This is a genomic window from Marinobacter sp. LV10R510-11A, assembly GCF_900215155.1.
Classification (GTDB): Bacteria; Pseudomonadota; Gammaproteobacteria; order Pseudomonadales; family Oleiphilaceae; genus Marinobacter.
The window spans coordinates 3499470-3522776 of the sequence record NZ_LT907980.1 but is presented as its reverse complement, the minus strand read 5'-3'; the positions used below and the strand labels follow the sequence as shown (position 1 = coordinate 3522776).

Annotated in this window: 24 protein-coding genes; 9 read left to right on the top strand and 15 right to left on the bottom strand. The window is 55.1% G+C overall.

The window, feature by feature from the left end:
* Positions 1-8: 8 nt before the first annotated feature.
* Positions 9-758, bottom strand: coding sequence for a sulfate transporter CysZ (gene cysZ / locus CPH80_RS16975; protein WP_096279672.1), 750 nt, complete (start codon positions 756-758; stop codon positions 9-11).
* Between the two features lie 97 nt (positions 759-855).
* Between cysZ and CPH80_RS16970 the strand changes: the two genes are divergently transcribed.
* The 6 genes from CPH80_RS16970 (at position 856) to CPH80_RS16945 (ending at position 6358) form a co-directional block, all read left to right on the top strand.
* A complete protein-coding gene (locus tag CPH80_RS16970) occupies positions 856-1260 on the top strand; it encodes a VanZ family protein (RefSeq protein ID WP_096279670.1) in 405 nt (134 codons plus the stop codon).
* 516 nt (positions 1261-1776) lie between these two features.
* Complete coding sequence (gene mnmH / locus CPH80_RS16965; RefSeq protein ID WP_096279668.1) at positions 1777-2880, top strand: tRNA 2-selenouridine(34) synthase MnmH; 1104 nt, start codon at positions 1777-1779, stop codon at positions 2878-2880.
* Between the two features lie 132 nt (positions 2881-3012).
* On the top strand, positions 3013-3846 hold the full coding sequence (locus CPH80_RS16960; protein ID WP_096279666.1) for a mechanosensitive ion channel family protein: 834 nt from the start codon (positions 3013-3015) through the stop codon (positions 3844-3846).
* Positions 3847-4018: 172 nt separating this feature from the next.
* On the top strand, positions 4019-4573 hold the full coding sequence (locus tag CPH80_RS16955) for an aminoacyl-tRNA deacylase (RefSeq protein ID WP_096279664.1): 555 nt from the start codon (positions 4019-4021) through the stop codon (positions 4571-4573).
* 85 nt (positions 4574-4658) lie between these two features.
* Entirely contained in the window at positions 4659-5954 is a 1296-nt protein-coding gene (locus tag CPH80_RS16950; RefSeq protein WP_096279663.1) for an FAD-dependent monooxygenase, read from the top strand.
* Positions 5955-5992: 38 nt separating this feature from the next.
* Positions 5993-6358: a histidine triad nucleotide-binding protein gene (locus CPH80_RS16945; RefSeq protein ID WP_096279661.1), complete on the top strand. Its 366-nt coding sequence runs from the start codon at positions 5993-5995 to the stop codon at positions 6356-6358.
* Between the two features lie 2 nt (positions 6359-6360).
* Here CPH80_RS16945 and phoU read toward each other — a convergent pair whose 3' ends face one another.
* The 5 genes from phoU to CPH80_RS16920 all read right to left on the bottom strand — a co-directional run bounded on the left by phoU (position 6361) and on the right by CPH80_RS16920 (position 11881).
* The gene (phoU, locus tag CPH80_RS16940; protein WP_096279659.1) at positions 6361-7083 is read right to left on the bottom strand and encodes a phosphate signaling complex protein PhoU; all 723 of its coding nucleotides are present in this window, start codon (positions 7081-7083) and stop codon (positions 6361-6363) included.
* A gap of 30 nt (positions 7084-7113) precedes the next feature.
* The gene (gene pstB, locus CPH80_RS16935) at positions 7114-8004 is read right to left on the bottom strand and encodes a phosphate ABC transporter ATP-binding protein PstB (protein ID WP_096279657.1); all 891 of its coding nucleotides are present in this window, start codon (positions 8002-8004) and stop codon (positions 7114-7116) included.
* A gap of 10 nt (positions 8005-8014) precedes the next feature.
* A complete protein-coding gene (pstA, locus tag CPH80_RS16930) occupies positions 8015-9292 on the bottom strand; it encodes a phosphate ABC transporter permease PstA (RefSeq protein WP_096279655.1) in 1278 nt (425 codons plus the stop codon).
* Positions 9285-10673: a phosphate ABC transporter permease subunit PstC gene (pstC, locus tag CPH80_RS16925; protein ID WP_096279653.1), complete on the bottom strand. Its 1389-nt coding sequence runs from the start codon at positions 10671-10673 to the stop codon at positions 9285-9287. The genes pstA and pstC overlap by 8 nt, the downstream gene beginning before the upstream one ends.
* 149 nt (positions 10674-10822) lie before the next feature.
* The gene (locus CPH80_RS16920) at positions 10823-11881 is read right to left on the bottom strand and encodes a substrate-binding domain-containing protein (protein WP_096279651.1); all 1059 of its coding nucleotides are present in this window, start codon (positions 11879-11881) and stop codon (positions 10823-10825) included.
* A gap of 195 nt (positions 11882-12076) precedes the next feature.
* Here CPH80_RS16920 and CPH80_RS16915 point away from each other — a divergent pair, with 195 nt between their 5' ends.
* Entirely contained in the window at positions 12077-12481 is a 405-nt protein-coding gene (locus tag CPH80_RS16915; RefSeq protein ID WP_096279649.1) for an acyl-CoA thioesterase, read from the top strand.
* On the opposite strand, the gene CPH80_RS16910 is transcribed toward CPH80_RS16915, so the two are convergent.
* The 6 genes from CPH80_RS16910 to CPH80_RS16885 form a co-directional block, all read right to left on the bottom strand.
* Positions 12482-13279 (bottom strand): ABC transporter permease, encoded by a 798-nt coding sequence (locus CPH80_RS16910; protein ID WP_096279647.1) that lies wholly within the window; start codon positions 13277-13279, stop codon positions 12482-12484.
* Positions 13266-13874 (bottom strand): ATP-binding cassette domain-containing protein, encoded by a 609-nt coding sequence (locus tag CPH80_RS16905; RefSeq protein ID WP_096279645.1) that lies wholly within the window; start codon positions 13872-13874, stop codon positions 13266-13268. Before CPH80_RS16905 ends, CPH80_RS16910 begins: the two co-directional genes overlap by 14 nt.
* Positions 13875-13881: 7 nt before the next feature.
* Positions 13882-14553, bottom strand: a complete 672-nt coding sequence (locus CPH80_RS16900) for an SDR family oxidoreductase (protein WP_096279643.1) — start codon at positions 14551-14553, stop codon at positions 13882-13884.
* A 148-nt stretch (positions 14554-14701) separates the two neighbouring features.
* A complete protein-coding gene (arsJ, locus tag CPH80_RS16895; protein WP_096279641.1) occupies positions 14702-15895 on the bottom strand; it encodes an organoarsenical effux MFS transporter ArsJ in 1194 nt (397 codons plus the stop codon).
* A 1-nt stretch (position 15896) separates the two neighbouring features.
* Positions 15897-16901 carry an ArsJ-associated glyceraldehyde-3-phosphate dehydrogenase gene (locus CPH80_RS16890; RefSeq protein ID WP_096279639.1) on the bottom strand — a complete coding sequence of 335 codons (1005 nt, stop codon included), beginning with the start codon at positions 16899-16901 and terminating at the stop codon, positions 15897-15899.
* A 45-nt stretch (positions 16902-16946) separates the two neighbouring features.
* Entirely contained in the window at positions 16947-17336 is a 390-nt protein-coding gene (locus CPH80_RS16885) for a metalloregulator ArsR/SmtB family transcription factor (protein WP_227520228.1), read from the bottom strand.
* 106 nt (positions 17337-17442) lie between these two features.
* On the opposite strand from CPH80_RS16885, the gene arsB reads away from it, so the two are divergent.
* Together arsB and CPH80_RS16875 are read left to right on the top strand one after the other, a co-directional pair.
* Positions 17443-18513, top strand: a complete 1071-nt coding sequence (gene arsB, locus CPH80_RS16880) for an ACR3 family arsenite efflux transporter (protein WP_096279637.1) — start codon at positions 17443-17445, stop codon at positions 18511-18513.
* A 152-nt stretch (positions 18514-18665) separates the two neighbouring features.
* On the top strand, positions 18666-19463 hold the full coding sequence (locus CPH80_RS16875; RefSeq protein ID WP_096279635.1) for an undecaprenyl-diphosphate phosphatase: 798 nt from the start codon (positions 18666-18668) through the stop codon (positions 19461-19463).
* Positions 19464-19579: 116 nt separating this feature from the next.
* Here CPH80_RS16875 and CPH80_RS16870 read toward each other — a convergent pair whose 3' ends face one another.
* The 3 genes from CPH80_RS16870 to CPH80_RS16860 form a co-directional block, all read right to left on the bottom strand.
* Positions 19580-20779: a WD40 repeat domain-containing protein gene (locus CPH80_RS16870; RefSeq protein WP_096279633.1), complete on the bottom strand. Its 1200-nt coding sequence runs from the start codon at positions 20777-20779 to the stop codon at positions 19580-19582.
* A gap of 197 nt (positions 20780-20976) precedes the next feature.
* Positions 20977-22416: an IS66 family transposase gene (gene tnpC, locus CPH80_RS16865; protein ID WP_096279631.1), complete on the bottom strand. Its 1440-nt coding sequence runs from the start codon at positions 22414-22416 to the stop codon at positions 20977-20979.
* 264 nt (positions 22417-22680) lie between these two features.
* Positions 22681-23301 carry a hypothetical protein gene (locus CPH80_RS16860; RefSeq protein ID WP_096279629.1) on the bottom strand — a complete coding sequence of 207 codons (621 nt, stop codon included), beginning with the start codon at positions 23299-23301 and terminating at the stop codon, positions 22681-22683.
* Positions 23302-23307 lie beyond the last annotated feature (6 nt).

Below are 23307 nucleotides of genomic sequence, written 5' to 3'. Positions count from 1 at the left end.
CAAACTCTTTAATTTCGTGTTGCGCCGTTTTCACGCACCCAATAAGCAGTCGCGCCGCATACAGCTGCGGGAACCACAATAAGATTCAGAACAGGTACCATGGCCGCCAAGGCGACCGGCAGCCCGAAACCCAACGCAGACAGTCGAGTATCGGCAAGCAATTGGCGCAACGCCTTAAAGCTAACCTTATGGTTGTCTGCGGGATAATCCACATACTGCAGCGCCATCATCCAACTGTTAAACAAAAACCACAGCACAGCCGCAACCAGATTGACCACCGGGATCAAGCCGATAACAAACAGGCCAATGGCCCGCGGCAGGTAGTAGACGATTTTTTGCACTTCGCGCCAGAGTGCCCGGGGGATGTCCTTTATAATGGCAGCCCAGCCATCGTCAGTGCTGATTTCCTGGCCGGTGAGGTGCTTTTCAGTGAGTTCCGCCAGGTAACCATAAAACGGGGAACCAATCAGGTTGGCGACGATCACAAAGCCGTAAGCCAGCATAAGCAGGATCACGGCCCCGTATAGAATCCAGAAAAGCCAGTCCAGAGCCTGCAACCAAGCCCAGTCAGGCAGCCAGCCCATAGCGGTGGCAATCAGAGCGCCGAAAATTTCGCCCAGAAAATAGAACAGCAACCCGAAGAGAATAATGTTGATCACAAGCGGAATCACAACAAACAATCGCAGGCTCGGCTGGCGTATCAGGCGAAACCCCTCACCCAGGTAGCCCAGTCCACGAAAAAAATTACCTCTGAGCATCGCTGATTAACCCTCCGCTTCAATGACAGTGACGGGGCGCAAAGCATATCATGTTGAAAACCTTCACACAGCCAGAGAACTCTGACGGATTTCACCAATGGCAACACTGAAACACCAACTTCTAGCCTTGCTTCACTATCAGTTATTGTGGCGTCTTGTTCTGCTGCTGTCAGTAATTGCCATTGGCCTGCTGGCAACCACAAGCAGCGACTATCCGATCCCCTCGGCGCCCAGCGACAAAGTCAATCATTTCATCGCCTTCTTTGAGCTTACCATCGTTACGCGGCTGGCTTGGCCGGGGCTCCGCACCATTTGGTATGCACCGGCACTTCTGGGTTTTGGGCTGGGCATAGAGGCTGTTCAGGCCAGCCTGCCTTATAGGGATTTTTCCCTGACAGATTTGGTTGCCGACGGCGCAGGAATACTGATCGGGCTACTCCCGTGGCCGGGTACACGTAAAGCCGGCAAAAGAGACTTGAGAGATTCGCCCGAATCAGTGTGAGATATTTCGCACAAACCTGTGAGATCCTGCCGTAACTTTGTGTACGCAACCGTTACCAACCTCACCCTATAATCCCCTAACCTTATGATACGTATAGTCCGGCACCACCACAGCAAGCAGACACGTCGCACAAGCGTGCAGAGTTCACAGGTTTCCATGTGTCCAGTTGGTATAGTGATCTCGTCAAGGATGACAGGGAAAAGGACGACGCACTGGATGCACCCCGGCATGGATTGCAGGGAGAAGCAGGGACACAGGGATATCAGGCTTAAGGGATAACTATTTGGATAGCTGGCTCGGAAGCCGGCACCACGGAGTGGCACAAGGATTCGCAACACGGCTGTTGCACTCAGCGCAAGGATGCGCCGACCTGTTCCGGTAAAGGGCAACCCTAGGGTTGCCCTTTTTTTATGCTGAATTTCGAGCCCCAGCATTTCAAACGCCACGATCATAAAGCAGGAAAACCTCATTTCCTTTATACTGCCACCTCACTCTGGCACGCGATCGAACCCTGAAATGGCAAGCAGACCCGATACCGACAACTACCTTTCCCTGTTCCTGAACGACACCCCATTAATGGATGTACGGGCACCCGTGGAATTTGCCAAAGGCAGCTTCCCTAGTGCTGAAAACGCGCCGCTGATGAACGACGAAGAGCGGCACCAGATAGGCATCTGCTACAAAGAAAAAGGCCAAGATGAAGCAATCCGGCTGGGCCACCAGCTCGTGGCTGGCGACATCAAAGCCCAGCGCATTGAAGCTTGGAAACGGTTTGTGGCACGTCATCCGGAGGGCTACTTGTTCTGCTTTCGTGGCGGCTTACGATCTAAGCTGACCCAGCAATGGATAAAGGATGCAGGCATTGATTACCCACTCGTTCAGGGTGGCTACAAGGCGTTGCGCCGATTCCTTATCGACAGCCTCGACAACCTTGTCGAGTCCGGTGATTTCCACATCGTTAGCGGGCGCACAGGAACAGGTAAAACCCGCGTACTGCAGCAACTTTTAAACCCCGTAGATCTTGAAGGGCTGGCAAACCACAGAGGCTCCAGCTTCGGGCGTCAGGTGACACCACAGCCATCACAGATCGATTTCGAAAACCGTTTGGCCGTTGCCATGTTAAAGGCTCACCATTTAATAGGCGGCCCTGTTTACTTGGAAGATGAAAGCCGCCTAGTTGGCCGCTGTGCCATGCCGGATGCCCTGAAAGAGCGGATAACACATGCACCGATGCTTATTCTAGAGCGATCGCTGGAAGAACGCACACAGATTATCCGGGAAGACTACGTGGAAAACATGTCTGTCGATTATATGAGCCGTGACGGCGAGGAAGCCGGCTGGTTGAACTTCCGCGACTACCTTCTCGGGGCGCTCGAGCGTATAAGCAAACGCTTGGGCGGCGAGCGTTACAGCCAATTACGCGGCCACATGGAGCAAGCGCTGGCACAACAACAAAGCACCGGCGATGTTCACGCTCACGATGCGTGGATTCAACCGCTTCTTCAGAACTACTACGACCCAATGTACGACTACCAGCTCGGCCAGAAACAGGGGCGGATACTTGTCCGTGGAGGCCCGGATGCCGTTATCGGGTGGGCCAGTGACAATGCCTCTGCGTAAACAATACACGCTCAAATAGCGGCTCAGATTAACCTCGATCATTTCGTCTGCTATATGAAGCCTTGAATACATTCGGCCAACTTACACTGATGGCGTCATATATAAGAAACAGGAATCAACAAGGAATCCCCTATGGAAGATCTACTTGGCGCTGACGGGCGCGCCTCTGAATACGTGGACCAGGCCATTGCGCTGGTCATGACCTATGCCCCGAAATTCGTGCTGGCCATCGTTACGCTGGTTATCGGCCTCTGGCTGATCAATCGGTTCGTTGGGGTTCTCGATAAAAAGCTGGGCGCGAAAGATCCGACCCTGAACAAGTTTCTCTGCGGCCTGATAAGCATTATTTTCAAGGTCATGCTGCTGATTTCGGTTGCCTCGATGATCGGTATCGCAACCACCTCATTCATCGCCGTCATCGGTGCCGCCGGCCTGGCCATCGGTCTGGCGCTTCAGGGCAGCCTTGGCAACTTCGCCGGGGGCGTGCTGATACTGATCTTCAAACCCTTCAAGGTGGGTGACACCATCGAGGCGCAGGGATTCCTGGGTGCCGTTGCGGAGATCCAGATTCTCTACACCGTGGTGAATACCTTCGATAACCGTCGTGTCGTCATTCCCAATGGCAGCCTGTCTAACGAGACCCTGGTGAACGTCAGCATTTATGACAAGCGTCGTTGTGACATGACCTTCGGCATTCACTACGACGACGATATCGACAAGGCCCTAGCCATCCTTCAGCGACTGTTTGATGAGGATGAGAGGTCCCTGAAAGATCCGGAGCCGCGGATCTGCGTCGGCAGCCTCGGTGATAACTCGGTCAACCTGATGTTCCGCCCCTGGGTTGCCACCGATGACCTCTGGCCATACTACTGGGACATGCACAAAAAAGTGAAAAAGGCGTTCGATGCCGAGGGCATCACCATTCCTTTTCCCCAGCGCGACGTACACGTGTACAAAACCGAGTGAGGTAGCAATCTGTATCGCATAGATACAACACGTTACTCGCAAACTGAACAACCTCAGCTAAGCTGACCAATAATGGCGGGGCCGAACAGCCCCGCCAGGCCATCGCCGGAGCAGGACAAGCACTAAATCAGCCACTCCGGTTTGCTGTTATTGCTGGTAGGAGGCTGTCATTATGCCTGTGCAGCAGTTGAAGGAGTTTCTTGAGGAGGCAAATGTTGAATACATGTGCCTCACTCATCCTCCCGCGTTTACCGCTCAAGAACTTGCTCGCCACGTAAAAATCGCGGGTGACAAGGCCGTCAAAACCGTCATTATTGAACTCGATGGAAAAATGGCCATGCTGGTCATGCCGGCCACTTGGCGTGTTCGCTGGGACAGCCTCTCACGTATTTTGGAAACCGATTTTGTCGATCTTGCCGATGAGCAGGCGTTCCAGGATCGTTTCCCCAATTGCGAGGTCGGCGCCATGCCGCCCTTTGGCAACCTGTTCGGCATGACCGTTTACTGCGCAGAACCCCTGACAGAACAGCCAGAACTCGCGTTTGCCGCAGGAAGCCATACCGAATCCCTGCACATGAAAACCTCGGATTTTCTAAACTTGGTGCAACCCATGGTGCTCAACCGGGGCTTCATAAAGCCCGGGGCCCAGAAGCCTGCTTGGCTTATAAAAAGCCGTCACCGGCCCGCAGAATCATCAGAACAGCAGGTGGCCGGCGTGGTAGGTTAATGGTGCTTTTACAGCCGGCTTGATCCCGGTCGCTTGTCTGATCTTTGCCATCGCGTAAACTGTGGACATCAGACAGGAACCCGATATGACTCAAGCTTTTGATATTGTGATTGTCGGCGCCGGTATGGTCGGCGCTGCACTCGCCACCGGCCTCGGTCGGGATGGCTTCAACGTCGCGATGGTAGATCGCGCCCCAGCCCCCACATTCGATCCCCAAACGGCTCCCGATATCCGCGTGTCTGCCCTGAGCGCGGGCAGCGAACGCTACCTGCAAAGCCTTGGCGCTTGGGATTACATCCTCAATATGCGGGCGACCCCCTATCGTCGCCTCGCTGTGTGGGATGAAACCCGGCATCCGCTGAGCAACCTACTACCGCGAACCTCAAACCAGGTGGAATTCGATGCCGCCGGGTTGAACACCACTCACCTCGGCCATATCGTTGAGAACTCGGTGACTCAGCAAGGTCTCTGGCAAGCCGCAGAAGCACAACCTTCAGTTACTATTCTGGCCGGCAACGGCGTTTCCAGCATTACCCAGACGGCTGATTTGGCAACGGTAACGCTTGACGACAGCCAGCAGCTGACGGCCACACTGGTTATCGGTGCCGACGGTGCGCAGTCCCGGGTGCGAGACATGGCGGGCATAGGCGTTACTCGCAATCAGTACGGCCAGCAAGCGATGGTCATTTCCGTGCGTTATCAGGGCCAGGTGCAAGACATCACTTGGCAGGGTTTCTATCCTTCTGGCCCTAGGGCCTTCCTGCCGCTGCACAGCGCAGGCCCGGATTACCCCGGTGAGAGCAGAGGGTCACTGGTGTGGTATGACGCACCGGAGGAAATCGCCCGCCTTAAAAGCTTGAGCCATGAAGCGCTAATGGCAGAAATACAGAAAGGCTTCCCTGCAGAACTGCCGCACCTTACTCATATTGAAGACCGAGCCAGCTTTCCCATAGCCCGGCAACACGCCAAACACTACTCGGCGGGCCGTATTGTGCTCACGGGTGACGCCGCCCACACCATCAACCCATTGGCGGGCCAGGGTGTGAACCTGGGTTTTCAGGATGCCCAGTGCCTGCAGAGCGTTCTGAAAGAGGCCCGACGGGCGGGCAAAGACCTAGCCGAACCGTCAGTGCTGGCCCATTACGAGCAGCAACGGCGGCCGGCGAACCGGCGCATGATGTTTGCTATGGATGCGTTCTATCACCTGTTCAGCAACCAGGCTCCGCCGCTTCACCTGCTCCGGAACATCGGCCTGGGAACCGCGCGTGCCTTACCCTTTGCCCGTAATCGGGTAGCTCGCTATGCTATGGGCATCGACGATGAGCTGCCGGCGATCATCAGGCAACTGGCCTCCCGGCTGCCGGGCCTGAGTGAACTTTAAGTACCTGAAAAATCAAGCGACAAAAACAGGAATTCATCATGTCCGAAACCCTTTTCACTAAAATTATCAACCGCGAAATTCCGGCAGATATCGTCTACGAAGACGACATCAGCTTGGCCTTTCGCGACATCAATCCTCAGGCTCCGGTGCATTTGCTGATCATTCCGAAAAAAGTGATCCCCACCATCAATGACATCGAGGAAATGGATCGCGAGTTGGCGGGCCACTTGTTCTGGGTGGCTGCGAAACTCGCTAAAGAGATGGGCTTTGCCGAGGATGGCTACCGCACCGTGATGAACTGTGGTGAAAACTCTGGCCAGACCGTGTTCCACATCCACCTTCACCTGCTGGCCGGAAAGCCTATGGGCTGGCCTCCCTATACCGACAAAATGAAGCAGGCCTGAGCTTAGCGCCCCACAACCCGCTCCGCTTCTTCCATCGGCGTGTGCCGGACATCTTCACCCTTGACCATAAAGATCACGTTCTCGGCAATGTTGCAGGCGTGATCTCCTACCCTCTCCAGTGACCTCAGAACCCACATCACCGACATACAGCGTGAAATATTGCGGGGATCTTCCATCATGAATGTCAGCAGGCTGCGGGCCGCACCCTGGTATTCCTCATCCACCCGCTTGTCTTCTTTCATTACCCGCAGAGCCTGTTCGGAATCCAGTCTGGCAAACGCATCCAATGAGTCGCGGAGCATTCCCATTACATGGGCACCAATATGGCGCACTTCCCCATAGCCTTGGGGCGACTGCCCTTCTTCAGAGAGTTTGATCGCAAATTTGGCGATTTTCTTGGCTTCATCGCCCACCCGTTCCAAATCCGCAACCATTCGGATCACCGAGATCACCAGCCGCAGATCTCGGGCCGTTGGCTGGCGACGAGCGATGATGAGCATGGCCTCTTCATCAATATCCATCTCCATCCTGTCCACCAACTTGTCTTTGGCCCGGATCTCTTCCGCTAAATCGTCATCATCCTCCATCAGAGCCACAACGGCGCTGTCAATCTGGGTTTCCACCAAACCGCCCATTTTCAGGAAACGGGTTTTCAGGGCCAGAAGCTCATCGTTGAACTTATTGGAGATGTGATCTCCGTAAACGTCGTCCTTCTTCGCAGGCATAGTGTTTCTCCCTTATTCTTTGCACCCGGATCAACCGAAACGACCGGTGATGTAGGATTCAGTCAGTTGATGTTCGGGCGTGGTAAATACCTTGCTCGTATCGTTTACCTCCACAAGGTGGCCCAGGTGGAAGTAGGCGGTGCGGTTAGAAACCCGCGCTGCCTGTTGCATGGAGTGAGTCACAATCACAATAGTGTAGCTCTCGGACATCTCGGCAATCAGTTCTTCCACCCGTGCAGTTGCAATCGGGTCAAGGGCCGAACATGGCTCATCCATCAGTATCACTTCCGGGCTGACAGCAATGGCGCGGGCAATACACAGCCGCTGTTGCTGGCCGCCGGACATGCCGGTTGCCATGGAGTCTAGACGGTCTTTGGCCTCATTCCACAAGCCAGCTTTGCGAAGACTGTTTTCGACAATGTCGTCAAGCTCGGACTTACGATTTGCCAGACCGTGGATTCGGGGGCCATAGGCCACATTGTCATAGATCGATTTCGGAAAGGGGTTTGGCTTCTGGAACACCATGCCTACCCTGGCCCTCAGTTCAACCACGTCGCGCTTTGGGTCATAGATGTTCTGATCGTCCAGTTCAAGAGAGCCTTTAACGCGGCAAATCTCAATGCTGTCGTTCATCCGGTTCAGGCATCGCAAAAAAGTTGACTTACCGCAACCAGAAGGACCGATGAAGGCAATGACTTCGTTTCGGCCAATATCCATGCTGATATTCTTGATCGCCCGGGCCGCGCCGTAGGAAACCTCCACATTACGAAGCTTGAATTTAGGGTCGTCGGCAAATGGCTTTCCGACCGTCATGCCTTCTTCAATCACGGTATCTTCGGGCTTCTCTTCAGGCACAGGAATCGCTACCCCCTGGTCTCGAATGCCGGCTTCTGCGGAAATACTCGGATTCATCGTGTTCATATCATTCTCCTTACCAGCTACGCTCAAGCCGTTTACGCAGCCAGATCGCCAGTGCGTTCATACTGATCATGAAGGCAAGCAGCACCATGATGGCGGCAGATGCCAGCTCTACAAAACCCTGCTCGGAGCTGCTTGCCCATAGGTAAATCTGTACCGGAAGCACAGTGGCCGAATCGTAAAAGCCGCCTGGCACGTCCACTATAAAGGCCACCATGCCAATCAGCAGCAGCGGGGCTGTCTCCCCCAGAGCTTGAGCCATACCGATGATAGAACCGGTCAGCATGCCGGGCATCGCCAGAGGTATCACGTGATGAAGCACCACCTGCATCTTGGAGGCCCCGACACCCTCCGCAGCCTCCCGTACTGAGGGCGGCACGCTCTTGATGGCCGCGCGGCTGGATATGATGATCGTTGGCAGGGTCATCAGTGCCAGCACCATGCCGCCTACCACCGGAACCGACCGGGGCATACCGAACAGGTTTATGAATACCGCCAGGCCCAGCAGACCAAAAATGATGGAAGGTACCGCAGCCAGATTATTGATGTTCACTTCGATAAAATCGGTAAGTTTATTCTGTGGCGCGAATTCTTCGAGGTAGACTGCTGCCGCAATACCCACTGGGAACGCGATGCCCAACGTGACCAGCATGGCCATCAAAGAACCGACTATCGCACCCAGAACACCGGCGTTGGCAGGCTCCCTGGAGTCACCTCGACTGAACAGCACGTCGTTGAAGCTGGTATCGATAACCCCTTTTTCCAACAACTCATCCACCCAGCGTTGCTGCTGCTCGGAAAGTTTGATGCTGTACCGCGGATTGTCCGCATGCTTGACGTATACCGAGACCCGATCATGGGCCGGAAACTCTAGGGTTTGGGTGGTGTCCAGAAGATCCGGATTTTTTATCAGTAAATCGCGGACTTCGCTGGCTGCATAGGTACCCAGAAAACGGCCCAGCTCACGCTTTTCAGCCGCGCTGTGCGCCTCCGGAACATGCTCCTGCAATGCGGCGATAATCGGCGCGGTAAAATCCGCCATGGACAGTTGATCCGCATCGGTTGGATCATCAAGGTACATCATTGCGGAATCGAGATTCACGTCCAGAGTGATGGTGGTCTTGACGAACCCGGTATATCCCTTGCTGACAATATCGGCGAACAGGGTAAACAGAGACGCGAGCGCAATTGAAATCGCCAGAATACCGTACAGTCGGAATCGACGCTCCTTACGGTACCGGCGTTTCAGCGACTTGCGGACGATCTCTGCCTGAGAACGTTGATCAGTCATACTGTTCCCTATATTTGCGTACAATCTTCAGTGCGACCACGTTGAGCAGCAGCGTTACGATAAACAACAACATACCGAGGGCAAAGGCCGACAGTGTCTTGGCGCTATCAAATTCCTGATCACCCACCAGCAATGTTGCAATCTGAACGGTCACTGTCGTTACCGACTCCAGAGGATTGGCCGTCAGGTTGGCAGCCAGCCCTGCCGCCATCACCACAATCATGGTTTCGCCGATGGCGCGGGATGCCGCCAACAGAATGCCGCCAATAATGCCAGGCAGGGCCGCCGGGAAAATCACCTTTTTCATGGTTTCTGACTGGGTAGCACCCAGTGCCAGGGAACCGTCCCTCATGGCCTGGGGAACGGCATTAATCACATCGTCTGACAGCGAAGACACAAATGGCACGATCATGATCCCCATGACCAGCCCCGCAGCAAGTGCACTCTGGGAAGAGGCTTCCAGGCCCACCATTTCGGCAAGATCACGGATAAAAGGGGCGACGGTCAACGCAGCGAAAAAGCCGTAAACGACGGTAGGAATACCCGCTAGCAGCTCCAACACCGGCTTCACCGTTGAGCGCATACGCTTGCTGGCATACTCAGACAGGTAGATGGCAGACAACAGGCCGACAGGCACTGCAACCAGCAGAGCAATGGCGGAAATCAACAGAGTGCCCGTGAACAGAGGGATAACGCCAAAGGCACCGTCGGAACCCACCTGATCGACGCGCAAGGCGGTCTGGGGGCTCCAGCTGGTCCCAAACAGGAACTCGGTAATCGGCACGCGGCCGAAGAAGCGTATGGTCTCCAGAATCACCGAGAACACGATGCCCGCAGTGGTCAACACCGCCAATGCCGCACACACAAAGAAGATCCGACGAAGGGTTGTTTCGACGTTTTTTCTGGCATTGATGTGAGGTGCAACTCGGGTCCATGCAAACGTAGCGCCCAATACTGCGATCAGTATTACGAGGGTGGTCTTGAAGTTCTCGCTCTGATTTTCAACTGCCTCGAGTAGCGACGCTGCCCCGGCAATGTGCTCCGGCACGAACTCAGGATCGAGCTTGCCCGCTGCGACGTTGCTGATCTGGGAGAGAATCAGGCTGGCCTGCCCAGCAGATTCTGGCCAGGTATCCTGAGGCAAGGATCCGATCACAATGCCCTGAATAACCTTACCTTCAAAACCAGCCCAAGCTGCCAGCACAATCAGTGCGGGAATGGCACACCAAAGCGCCGCACGCGCCGCATAGTAGAATGGAAGAGCCTTGAGATTCCGGATACCGCCGAGGGGCGCCGCCACAGCCCGGGATCGCATGTATGCGAGGCCATAGGCAACCAAGGCGAGAACCAGAATCAGGGGCAGAAGATTAGCCGTCTGCATATCAGTCTCTGTATTAATGGCTTTAAGTTAGCTGGGCGTCTATTTTGCTAGCTTGCCGCACGAAGATATTCATACCGATGTAACAAAGGAACGCGGGCCACCAAGCCCACGTTCCTTTTTCTTCATCCCTGACGACTCATGATCGAGCCTTACAGCTTGTTGCCAGTCATCGGGTGCAGTTCTTTCACCGCCTTTGCAATCTTCATGCGCTCGCTGCGTGGGCTTGGGATCAGGCCTACATCAACGAGGTAGCCGTTATCACCCCAAGCGCCTTCGCTGGTGAACTCGGAGACATATTCCTTGATCCCCGGAACAACACCCACGTGCGCCTTCTTGATGTAGAACCACAGTGAACGGGCTACCGGGTATTTGTCGCTCGAAATGGCTTCGGGAGTCGGCTCGACGCCGTTCACGGTCGCTGCCTGGATCTGGCCAGTGTTTTCCATCAGGAAGCTGTAGCCGAAAATACCGAGAGTTTCCGGATCCTGGGCCAGACGCTGAACGATCAGGTTGTCGTTTTCGCCGGCTTCAATGAACGGGCCGTCTTCACGCATGCTTTGACATACGGTCTTGAACTTGTCTTCGTTCTCGTCTTCCATCTGCGCGATCATGTCGAACTGTTTGCAACCGCTCTCCATCGCCAGCTCAACGAACGCGTCACGGGTGCCTGAAGTCGGAGGCGGGCCCATTACGCTGATTTCAATATTCGGAAGGCTGGAGTCGATTTCGCTCCAATTCATGTAAGGGTTGGCAACCAACTCGTTACTACCGTCCGGGTTAGGTACATCTTTGGCCAGTGCCAGGAAAATCTGCTTCAGGGACAAGTCGAGCTTTTCCGCTTCCTTGGAGTTTGCCATAACGATACCGTCAGCACCGATACGTACTTCGGTGATTTCCTTGACGCCGTTGGCCTGGCAGTTAGCGAATTCGCTCTTTTTCATACGACGGGAAGCGTTGGTGATGTCCGGGTGCTGGGTACCAACACCTTGACAGAACAGCTTCAGGCCGCCACCGGAACCGGTGGACTCAATCTTAGGAGTCGGGAAATCAGTGTTACGGCCGAAGCGTTCGGCAACCACGGTGGCGAATGGGTAAACCGTGGAAGAACCCACAATGCTGATGGTGTCGCGCGCCATGGCCGGAGTCGACACGGCTGCAATACTGCTCACCAGTGCCACGCTTGTAAGGGCTGTTTTAAGTTTGATCACGTTGAGTCTCCGTTTGTCACTTTGGCTTTATTTACGGGGTTGCTTCACCGATGTGTGAACAATAAAGGCACTCTGTGACAACTTTATGACAACCATTGAAATATAGAACAAGACATTCAATTTTTCTTGCAGACGCCGTGCAGGTCGCTAACATGCGGGGGACTACAACAATCACGGACTGAAAAGGTTGAATTCATGACGGTGCTCGACGACGACAAACCCAAACCCCGCGGCGATCTGACCCTCCAGATTGTACCCCTGCCCCAGGATACCAACGCCAATGGCGATGTGTTCGCGGGTTGGCTGGTCAAGCAGATGGACATCGCCGCCGCTACCGTGGCCGGTCGCATTTCTCTGGGCCGCAACGCCACTGTGGCCATGGATGGGATGGAGTTTCTCTCACCTTTGCGGGTTGGCTCTCAAGTCGGCTGCTACTGCGAGCTGGTAGACATAGGCCGCAGCTCCATGAAAATCAATGTGGAAGTGTGGACCCTCGATCGCACCGCCAAACACCCGCGCAAAGTGACCGAAGGCTGTTTTGTGTACGTCGCCATTGATGAGCAAGGTCGCATCCGGGAAGTGCCAGAGCAACCTCACTAGTCAGGGCTTCATCAACCGATCCAAGCGCAACCGTTCGCGCTCATCGAACAGCCGGCGACTGCTCCAGGACACCGCCATCACCGCACCAAAGCCGGTGCCTGCGGTAATGATCAACATCACCAGAATCTGGTATTTCACCGCCACAGCCGGCGGGCTGCCGGCGAGAATCTGACCGGTCATCATGCCCGGAAGGCTGACAATACCCGCCGCGGCCATGGCGTTGATCGAGGGCATCATGCCGCTGCGCATAGCCTCCCGGCGAATATCTTCCAAAGCTTGCTGCCAGGTCTGCCCCAGCATCAGCCGATTCTCGATCACAGCACGCTGCCGCCAGACTGACTCATTCAACCGATCCAGGGCCAGGCTGACACCGGTCATGGTATTACCCAGCATCATGCCCAGCAGGGGAATCGCATATTGCGGGGCATACCAGGGTTCCGGGCCGATCACCACGGCCAAAGCCAGCACCGTGACCGTAAAGGACGACACGAACATGGCCCCGGTACCAATGCCGATGGCCCACCAACCCTGCAATCGCCGACTCTGGCGAGCGACCACTTCCCGGCCTGCCACCAGCAGCATGATCGTTGCCAGCAGGGCAATCCAGTAGAAACTAGAGGACTCAAACAAAGCTTCCAGCACCAACCCGATCAGGACCAGCTGGATCACCGTACGTACGGCGGCAATCAACAGGCTGCGGGTGATACCCAGCCGGCTCAAATAGCCGGTCACCGCCAGAGCCAGTATCAGCAGGGCTGCTAGCCCGAGTTTCCACCAGGCCAGATCAATCACTTCCATGGGCTGGCTCCAGTCGGGCTCCGCGAATGCGATAGTGGGCGCTAGCCACACGTTGAATCTGGGCCGGGTCATGGGCGACCCATAGGGTGGCAATTTGCCGTTGCCAGATTTCTTCTAGTAGCCAGGTTTCAATGGCTCTCGTGGTCTCGCCATCGAGGTTGGCGGTAGGTTCGTCCAATAATAATGCCTGGGGCTCCAGGGAAAGAGCCCGCCAGAGCGCCAGCCGTTGCCGCTCTCCGGAAGACAGCCGGCTGACCGACCAGGCCATCACCTCTGGTGGCAACCCCAGTGCTGCGGGCAATCGTTCACCGGCCTTATCAGGAAAGTGAGCACCCACATCATCAAACCACCACTGGCTGTCTGCGGGCACCATAACAACCCGGCCTCGCCACTGGTGAGCGGGTATATCCAGCTGGCCGACACCCTTCAGGGAAACCCTGCCGCCGTGGGGTTCCAGGTCGGCTACCGCCCGTAGTACGCGACTCTTGCCACTGCCGGAGGGGCCAGACAAGCAAACCACCTGCCCGCCAGGCACCGTCAATGAAACGTCACTCAGGTCGCCAATGCTGACGTTTTCTAGCAAAAGGTCGGTCAAAACCGGCTCACCACGGCAGCTCCTCCCCGTTGCTGTGCCAGAAAGAGCCGGTATTCTCTAAGCTCAGTTTGGTAATACGCTCCGCCAGACCACGAGCGGAGTCTTCCGGGGAGATAAGACCCCCAAAGCCCACCATCCGGGTCTTCACATAGCCAGGGTGCAACTGAGCCACGGCGATCCCCTTGGGCTTCAAATCCATCGCCAGAGATTTACCGAAGGCGTTCAACGCTGCTTTGGAGGCGCGATAGCCGTAGCGACCACCGGAATCGTTATCAGCAATGGAGCCCATGCGGCTGGTGATATTGGCGATCTTACTGCTCTGCCCCATCAATGGAATTAGCGCCTCGGCCACGCGCAACGGGGCGTAAGCGTTGATTTCCATTTGTATGCGGATGGAGTCGAAATCAATGCTGCCAAGCTGCTCGTCCTGCAGCAAGCCGGCGTTGTTGATCAGCAGGCTGATGCTCTTGCCCGCCAAGCCGGCCTTCAGCTTCTCGATACCCTCATTGGTGGTGACATCTACCTCCTCGATCACCTGAGCGGTCACGTTTGCCAGTTCCTCAGATGATTGCCGACACACGCCGATCACTTCATGCCCTTCGCGGGCATAATGGCGGGCAAGCTCCAGACCAATGCCTCGGTTGGCACCGGTTATTACCACTACACTGGACTCTGACATAAGAAACACCTCCGTTCTGATCAAGTTCATCAATCTATTGGGTCATCCCCGCCTATTGGCAAGGTCGCCTGCGGCTTGACCTTCGAGGCACCTATACGGCCCTGGATTCCGGCGGCTCGGTGCTGCGTTTCTGACGCCTTTCCCGCTGTCAGGCCGGGGCTTCGTGCCGTTGGGGGAGCATCAGCGATAGCAACGCGGCCATGGCCACCAACCCCGCAGAAATCCACAAACAGGCCTCCAAGCCGTAAACCTGATAAACCCAGCCTGACAGGATTGTCCCAAGAAGCCGGCCGGCGGCGTTGGACATATAGTAAAAACCCACATCCAGAGACACACCATCCCCCCGGGCATACCTGATAATCAGGTAGCTGTGCAGAGAGGAATTGATCGCAAACAGCACACCGAATAACAGCAGACCACCGATAACAACGTACTGGGGCGACCAACCCATCACCAGGCCAGCGGCAATCGCGGCAGGAACCAGTGCGAGGGCAGCGGCCCAAAGCACTGCCGGCCCTTTGCTTTCCATGTTGCCGGTGATGCGTGGAGCAATGGTTTGAATGAAGCCGTAACCGATTACCCAGGTGGCCATGAACCCACCGACTTTCCAGAAATCCCAGCCAAACACCGTATGCAGGTATACCGGCAGAGCCACCACGAACCAGATGTCCCGCGCACCGAACAGGAACATCCGCGCAGCGGACAATACATTGATTGCACGGCTTTTTGACAGAATTTCTCTGAACTTCGGTTTGGCTTTGCTCTTGCCCATCTCCTGCTTGAGCAGGAACAGACTGGCCAGCCAGACCAGACCCAAAACCACGGCCATGATGATCACCGCACCGGTGAACCCAACCGCCATCAGTAGCACACCGCCCAGAAAAAACCCGACCCCTTTCAGGGTGTTCTTCGACCCTGTCAGGATGGCCACCCATTTGTACAGCCGATCCTGCTCGCCATCCGGAACCAGAAGCTTGATTCCGCTTTTCGCTGACATCTTGTTCAGATCCTTGGCAATACCTGACATAGCCTGAGCGGCCATCACCCAGGGCACAGTCAGCATCGCAGCCGGTACCGCCAGCATTCCCAGTGCCAGAATTTGCAGGAACAAACCCAAGTTCATGGTGCGATTGAGCCCGATTCGCGCACCCAGATAACCCCCCACCAGATTGGTCACTATCCCGAAAAATTCATAGAAAATGAACAACAGGGCAATTTCCAGCGGCGAGTAGCCCAACTGGTGGAAATGCAGCACCACCAGCATGCGCAGGGCTCCGTCCGTCAGGGTAAAGGCCCAGTAGTTGCCGGTAATCACCAGATACTGTCGAACGGCAGCAGTCATATCAGGCAGAACCTACCTTACGTACCAGTTCCGCAGTGCGGTTGGCGTAACCCCATTCGTTGTCGTACCAGGCATAGATCTTCACCTGGGTGCCGTTGACCACCAGCGTGGACAGGGCGTCGACAATGGATGAGCGCGGATCGGTCTTGTAGTCGATGGACACCAGCGGGCGCTCTTCGTAGCCCAGAATATCCTTGAGTTCGCCCTCGGCGGCTTCTTTCAACAACTGGTTCACGGTGTCGCGATCCGTCGGCGTTTCCACTTCAAACACGCAGTCGGTCAGCGAGGCGTTCGTCAGCGGAACCCGCACGGCGTGGCCATCAAGACGCCCCTTCAGCTCCGGGAAGATCTCGATAATCGCTGTGGCAGAACCGGTGCTGGTGGGGATCAGCGAACTGCCACAGGACCGTGCCCGGCGCAGGTCCTTGTGGGGCGCGTCGATTATGGTCTGGGTGTTGGTCAGGCTATGGATGGTGGTGATAGAGCCGTGTTTGATGCCGAGTTTCTCGTGTATAACTTTGACCACCGGCGCCAGGCAGTTGGTGGTGCAGGACGCAGCGGAAACGATGCGGTCGTTAGCCGGATCGAAAATATGCTCGTTCACGCCCAATACGATATTCTTGGCCCCCGCTTCCTTCACCGGCGCGGTGACTACCACGCGCTTCACGCCCTGATCCAGGTAGCCTTGCAGCGCGGCTACCTTCTTGTTCACGCCACTGGCTTCGATCACTAGGTCGCAGCCGGACCAGTCGGTATCGCCGATGGCCTTGTTGTGGGTGACGGTGATGCGCTTGCCTTCGATCATCATCTCATCACCACTGGCATCGGCCTCGTGGCGCCAGCGGCCGTGAACACTGTCAAAGTTCAGCAGGTGTGCGAAGGTATGGGTATCTGCCCCAGGATCGTTAATGGCAACAAAATCCAGTTCCGGCCAGTCCCAAGCGGCCCGCAGAGCCAGGCGGCCAATGCGGCCGAATCCGTTAATGCCTACTTTGATCTTATTCATGGTGGTCTCCTTGCGAAATTCGCAATTCGTTTATCCGGGAAGCGATCAGGGGCACTGCACCCCCGGGCGCTCAGCCATGGCCTGCAACTGTGCCAAGGGCTGTTGGATCAATGCCTCATTGTCCTGGGCGGTTTCATCCAAAACCCACGACACCCAGGCTGGAAGCCGGGGGTTAAGATAATAATAGACCCACTGGCCACGGCGCTCTGTTTCCACCAGCCCGACATCCCGCAGGGTGGCTAGATGGCGGCTGACTTTCGGCTGGGACACCGCAAAGGCTTCGGTCAATTCACACACGCACAGTTTGCCCTGATCCCGGATCAACAAAAGTGCCGCCAGCCGCAACTCATCACCCAAGGCCTTGAAGATGCTCACGGGGTTGTAATCTTCAGGTTTCAGGCCGGTTTCCTTCTGGTGCAGGACGCTTCTTTTCATGGGATCCTCCAATACCGAAACCCTTGCATATTCGATTTGCCATATATGCATTTTTAGCGATAATAGGCAGGGAAAGTAACAAAGTAAAGACACTCTGGGGTAAGCAATGACCAGCCATACAGAAGCCACCCGAACTGAAGACGCCAGCGGTGGCATGGATCTGTTCGGGAAGTATCTATCGCTCTGGGTGGCCCTGGCCATCATCGCTGGCGTGGCCTTGGGCCAGTTTGCGCCTGCAATACCAGAAACTCTGTCTCGTTTCGAATATGCCCAAGTGTCTATCCCCATCGCCATTCTGATCTGGGCGATGATTTTCCCGATGATGGCGCAGATTGATTTCAGCTCCATCATAAACGTAAGAAAAGAGCCAAAAGGGTTAGCCATCACCACAGTGGTGAACTGGCTGATCAAACCTTTCACCATGTTCGCCATCGCCTGGTTTTTCCTGATGGTGGTGTTCGAGCCGTTTATTGCACCGAAATTGGCCAGCGAATACCTGGCTGGCGCCATTCTTCTGGGCGCGGCTCCCTGCACAGCCATGGTGTTTGTCTGGAGTTACCTGACCAAAGGCGATGCCGCTTATACTCTTGTGCAGGTGTCCCTGAACGACATCATTATGCTGTTTGCCTTCGCGCCCATCGTGGTGTTTTTGCTCGGCATCTCTGACATTCAGGTGCCCTGGGATACGGTGATGCTGTCCGTGGTGCTGTACATCGTGATACCACTCACCGCCGGCTACCTGACCCGCCGCACCCTGGTTGCCCGTCGTGGCCAGCGCTGGTACGACGACGTATTCATGAAGCGCCTCGGCCCGGTAACGCCAGCTGCGTTGATTGTCACCTTGGTGCTGCTGTTTGCCTTCCAGGGTGAAGTTATTCTGGCCAACCCGCTGCACATCGTGCTGATTGCTGTGCCGTTGATCATCCAGACCTTCCTGATCTTCTTCTTGGCCTATGGTTGGGCTCGGCTATGGAAGGTTCGCCACTGCATTGCTGCACCCGGTGCCATGATTGGTGCCAGCAACTTTTTCGAACTTGCCGTGGCGGCGGCCATCGCGCTATTCGGCCTGCAATCCGGTGCTGCCCTGGCCACGGTGGTGGGCGTATTGGTGGAAGTGCCACTGATGCTTGTACTGGTGCGCATTGCCAACAGCACCCGGGACAGGTTCCCGACCTGAAGGCGCTGCACGGCCCCGCGCGCGCTCACAGGCAATATTCAAGGCAACCCCGGCGCCGGAAACCTGTTCAGTTAACCACCACCCTGCTAATATCCCGCCCATCTTTTCATCCCATTGAACCGTAAACACCTGACCCGAACGGAACCCACAGAATGGATTTTCTCCAGGCTCTTTACCTTGGCCTCCTCCAGGGACTGACTGAATTCCTGCCTATTTCCAGCTCCGCCCACCTTATTCTTGTTCCAGCTTTCTTTGACTGGGTAGATCAGGGCGTAGCCTTTGACCTTGCGGTTCACGTGGGCACCCTGCTGGCGGTAGTTTTCTACTTTCGCGACGATGTATTCAGCATCGCCCGAGACGGCCTTATTTCCATGGGCCGACGCCGCGTCGTCGGCCAGGGCGCACTGGCTTTATACCTGGTGATAGGCACGATTCCCGCGGGCCTTGCAGGCTTGGCACTGCTGGATATGATCGATAACGAACTGCGCGCCGTGGAAATTATCTTTGCCACCACGCTGTTCTTCGGCTTGTTACTAGGCGTGGCAGACTGGATGCCCAAGCGTCAGCGGTCTCTCGACAGCCTGAACTGGAAAGATGCGTTACTGGTGGGCATTGCTCAGGCGATCGCCATTGTGCCCGGAACCTCACGTTCGGGCATTACCATCACAGCCGGCCTGTTCCTTGGAATGAGCCGGGAAACCGCTTCCCGTTTCTCCTTCCTGCTGGCCATTCCCATCACTGCGTTGGCGGCAGGTGTAAAGCTTTTGGAAGTTGCAGCTGCCGACACTGTTGTTGATTGGGGCGCCTTTCTGATCGGTGGTGTGACATCCTTTTTGATTGCCATTACCGCTATCCACTTCTTCCTGAAATGGCTGAACAAAGTAGGTATGTGGCCTTACGTTATCTACAGAATCATTCTGGCTGGGGTTATTTACGCGGTGTTGATGTAAGCGCAGAAAAGACCCAATACGAGAGCGCCAGAGTGTTCGTAAAGCGGGATTGATAGCCACCACCCAACCCACGGCCTCCCAGCACACCCAATTTCTCTTGGTTGATACTCACACCACTATTCCACCACCCAAACCCGCTCCAACGACAGCTTGCCCAGGTCGAACTGGTACACACTGATACCGCCTGTAGACTGGTGCCCCATCGCCAGAATGCCCGCTTCCGGCGAGGTGGCAATAGCGGTGTTGCGGTCGTACTGACTGCCGTAGGTGACCAGTTTGGGTGATTCGCCGAGATCAAAATATTTCACGGGCCAGGGGCTGCCGGTTTTGAATAGGGCGGCGAAGTGGCTGTTGTTGCCGAAGCGGAGGTAGTACTCGCTGTTGTGGATGAAGGCTATGGCGATGGTGATATTACTGGGGCCTTCAGGTGCTTCGATTAGTTCACTCTGATCAAAATAATCCGCATCGTCGAAGCCGTCTGGAAGATCATCATCATACAGTCCCGAAAAGTAACCGGCATTGCGCATTCGGTGTTCGGGCCGGGATGTATTCCATGCGAGGCTAATTCCGTTTTCATCCGCGCTAACCACCCATTGTCCATCCGGGCTGATGGTGGCATGGGTTTTGGAGGAGTTCCCGTCGAACTTGGCAACGGGGCTCAAAGTTTCATAACTCCAAAGGACTACACCGGAAAAGTTGGATGACGAGAGCAAATCATTGACGGGTCGAACGGCGGGGGTATCACCGCTTATAGGGCGCCCGTCGATAAAGTCCAGGCCTTTGCCCGCTGTTATAAAAAAGTCGCTGTTTGAAAGGCCAAGATTCAGAAGCTTGCCACTTCCCATAAAGCTCGGACTGTCACCGTCTCGCAGAAGTGGTTCGAGTGAATCGCCATAACCGTAGAACAGGTTCCATGTCTCGTTGGTGGAGAGGTAGTGGGTCAGGCTGGCATCTATGGCATGGCCGTAGGTGGGGAAATGTTGGAACTGCTCCAGTATTTCGCCGCCGGTGGTTTGGGCGGTGACGGTGTTGTTAAGATTTTGCCAGAGAAACGCACGCTGGCCGGGTATGAAATAGGCGCTGTAAATATTGGCATCACTCGAGACCACTTCATATCGGTCTTCCTTAATGTCCCAAAGTACCAAGTGGTTGCTGCGGTGAGAGCTGATGACGTATCGCCCGTCATCGGATACCCCGACTGCCATAACCGGGCCGTAGGTGATGCCAAATAGCCCGACTGTTCTGGCAATCAAGAAGGCTATAGCAATAACAGCTAAGGGCAAAGCCCAGCGAGAGTACGATTTAATACCGTCCAAACTGTTTTCTCCCCTGTCCCTTCAGTCGCTCGATAATCTCATCTTTATAAGAACGGTTGAACACGTCCTCACTTGGAATTCGCATCCCGGAGTGGCTAAATAGCCAAGTTGATTGGTTAATTTGAACAGCCGCTTGATCGTTGATTAATCGATAGATGAATTTATCGTAACTATTCAGCTCACATCTGCCACGATCATTAAAATAGAGTCTCATCGGTATCCATAAACGCAGGGCTTTTCCCCTGAAAGAGTAAAGCCAGAGCCTCTGTGGCTGACATCCCCTGCTTGCGACACGTTGACAGGTAACTGCGAACACGACAAAAGATCTTCGCCCCCGCCATGGATCGAAAACAACCGGATATTTTCTGCTGCACTTTCGTCATGCGCAGGTCGTTCTCCCCCTGATTGTTAGTGAAGGGGACGTACTCGACATCCATAAAACGCAGCACGTCGTGCTCAAAGTTGCGCAACCTTTCCAGCAAGTTTCGGGCTTTTGATCGTTTTAGCCTGCCGCGTTTCCCGGCCTCTCGCAGGCTTACATCGGGAGGTGGACATTCGATATCTGCCTCTTCGAGACGTTGTCGATAGCGCTGTCGCCACCGTTCAGCATCAGTGGCTGGCAAGCGGCCACCGGCATCCGCTACCGTATTGTTCATATCGATCAGCAGGGCTTTCATCGCCTTGGCCCAGTGTTGACCGTCCTGCTCCCATGCCCTCTCCAGCTCTCGAAGATGGTGCGCATTGCACAGGGAATGGGTGCACGCGTAACGGTAGTACGGCTTCCAATGATCGTGACACAGCACCCCGCTGAAGAAGGGCAACACGCCCATCTCGTCCATGGCCTCGGTGCCACGCTTGGCGTGGGGGTAGAGCAGCGTCAATGCGCTATTGGACGCGCAGTGCAACCAGTGGCGCTTCCCGTCCAAGTTGATGCCGGTCTCATCAACATGCATGAGCTCAGATTTGGCGAGCTGAGCTTTCGCCCACTGCTCGAAATGATCCAGCTTCTCGTAAGCCTCTTTGTTGAAATTGAAGACAGAGCCGGCACTGACCGGAATACCCATCTGCTCCTGAAAGTGGTCACGGATTCGGTCATAGGGCAACAGCTGAAACTGCGACATATAGACTGCATTGGCCTTGATGCCGATGCCATACTGAACCGACCGACTGACCCTGTCCGGAAAGGCAGCAACAAATCGATTCCCCTGGTCGTCTTTAATAACCTGTGCTCGGTATTCAGTCACGAATCGCGCGATATCAATATCGATGACCTGCCGTGTTTCATAACCGTCCTCTTGATACCGCCGTCCTTTTGGCAGAGAGCGTCGATCGACTTTCAGCTCTTTCACGGCGTCAGGATCATCGACCTGCTGCAAGGTGGTTCCGATACGCCCCTTCTGTCCGCCGGGTTTTCTATTGCTGGAACCCTTTTTAGAAGATTTGTCACGATTCGGATCCGTTGACGGCGGCTTACTACTATTTTTGCTATTGAGCGTCGTGCGGTTGAGCAGTAGCGCCACCAAAACGAGCAGCACTTCCAGAGCGGCCTTGAGTGAAGGCGACAGGTCACGCTCTTTCTCAAGAAGGTTCTTGACGGAGGCGATTGCCGAATCAACGTCGATATTGTCTATTTTCAATGTCTGCCCCCACCGGGATGGCTTTGTAAGACAGCCATTATCGCACGGGTTTTCAGGGCGACATTTTTGGCTCTGAGCGCTCTTATACGGCGATTAAAAAAACCGGGGCTGCCCCGTGATCGTCATCGATCATTACAGCCCTTCAACCGCTCTCCTGTCGTCGCTTATGGCCTGCCTGGTAGCATCGGTGCGTATGCCGATAAGGTGAAGAGATTCAAGCAAAAACCCTGTCAAGAACTTTCACAGGTTTTTTAAGCTGAATAGTTACAATTTATCAAAGTCAGCTGTGCCCTCGCCCAACAACTCATCAAACCCCACATACCCCAGCGCAGGCCGCGGCTGTTGCTCCGGAACCCAATCATTCACCGCAAGCTTTTTCAAACGCAAAATATAATCCTTGGCCACCTGCGGGCTAATGCTAGCGCGATGGTTTAGTGGTGCCATCAGGATGTAATCCGGCGGACGTTCGCCATTGCGCAGACAGTCTATACAGGGCTGCCACAAGGCGTTCGCCTCGGCGAGGATGTCTTTTTCTAACCTCGTCCAGTTTTCTTTAACGGTTTGTTTGAGCGCTTCGGGTACATACAAAGAGCGCTTGGAATAGTCTAACTTCCACGTCAGTGGCAAGTAGTCTTTGTATAGTTTTTCGATGGCAGGCCCGAAACCGTTGTCCAGAAAACTTGGGAAGATCCACCATTTCTTGTCGTAAGCTCCCCGTAATTTACCGAGTATGTCGTCCATGGGGTCGTCGGCGGTTGCGAGATCCCATGCTTTGGATGCTATCCGAATATGGGGTGGTATGGCGTATCGCCACCAAGCATTATCTTCACTGTTATCCGACCCAAGAATGCCGTCGCCACGGGAATGCAGCACCACAAAGTTCATTTCGCC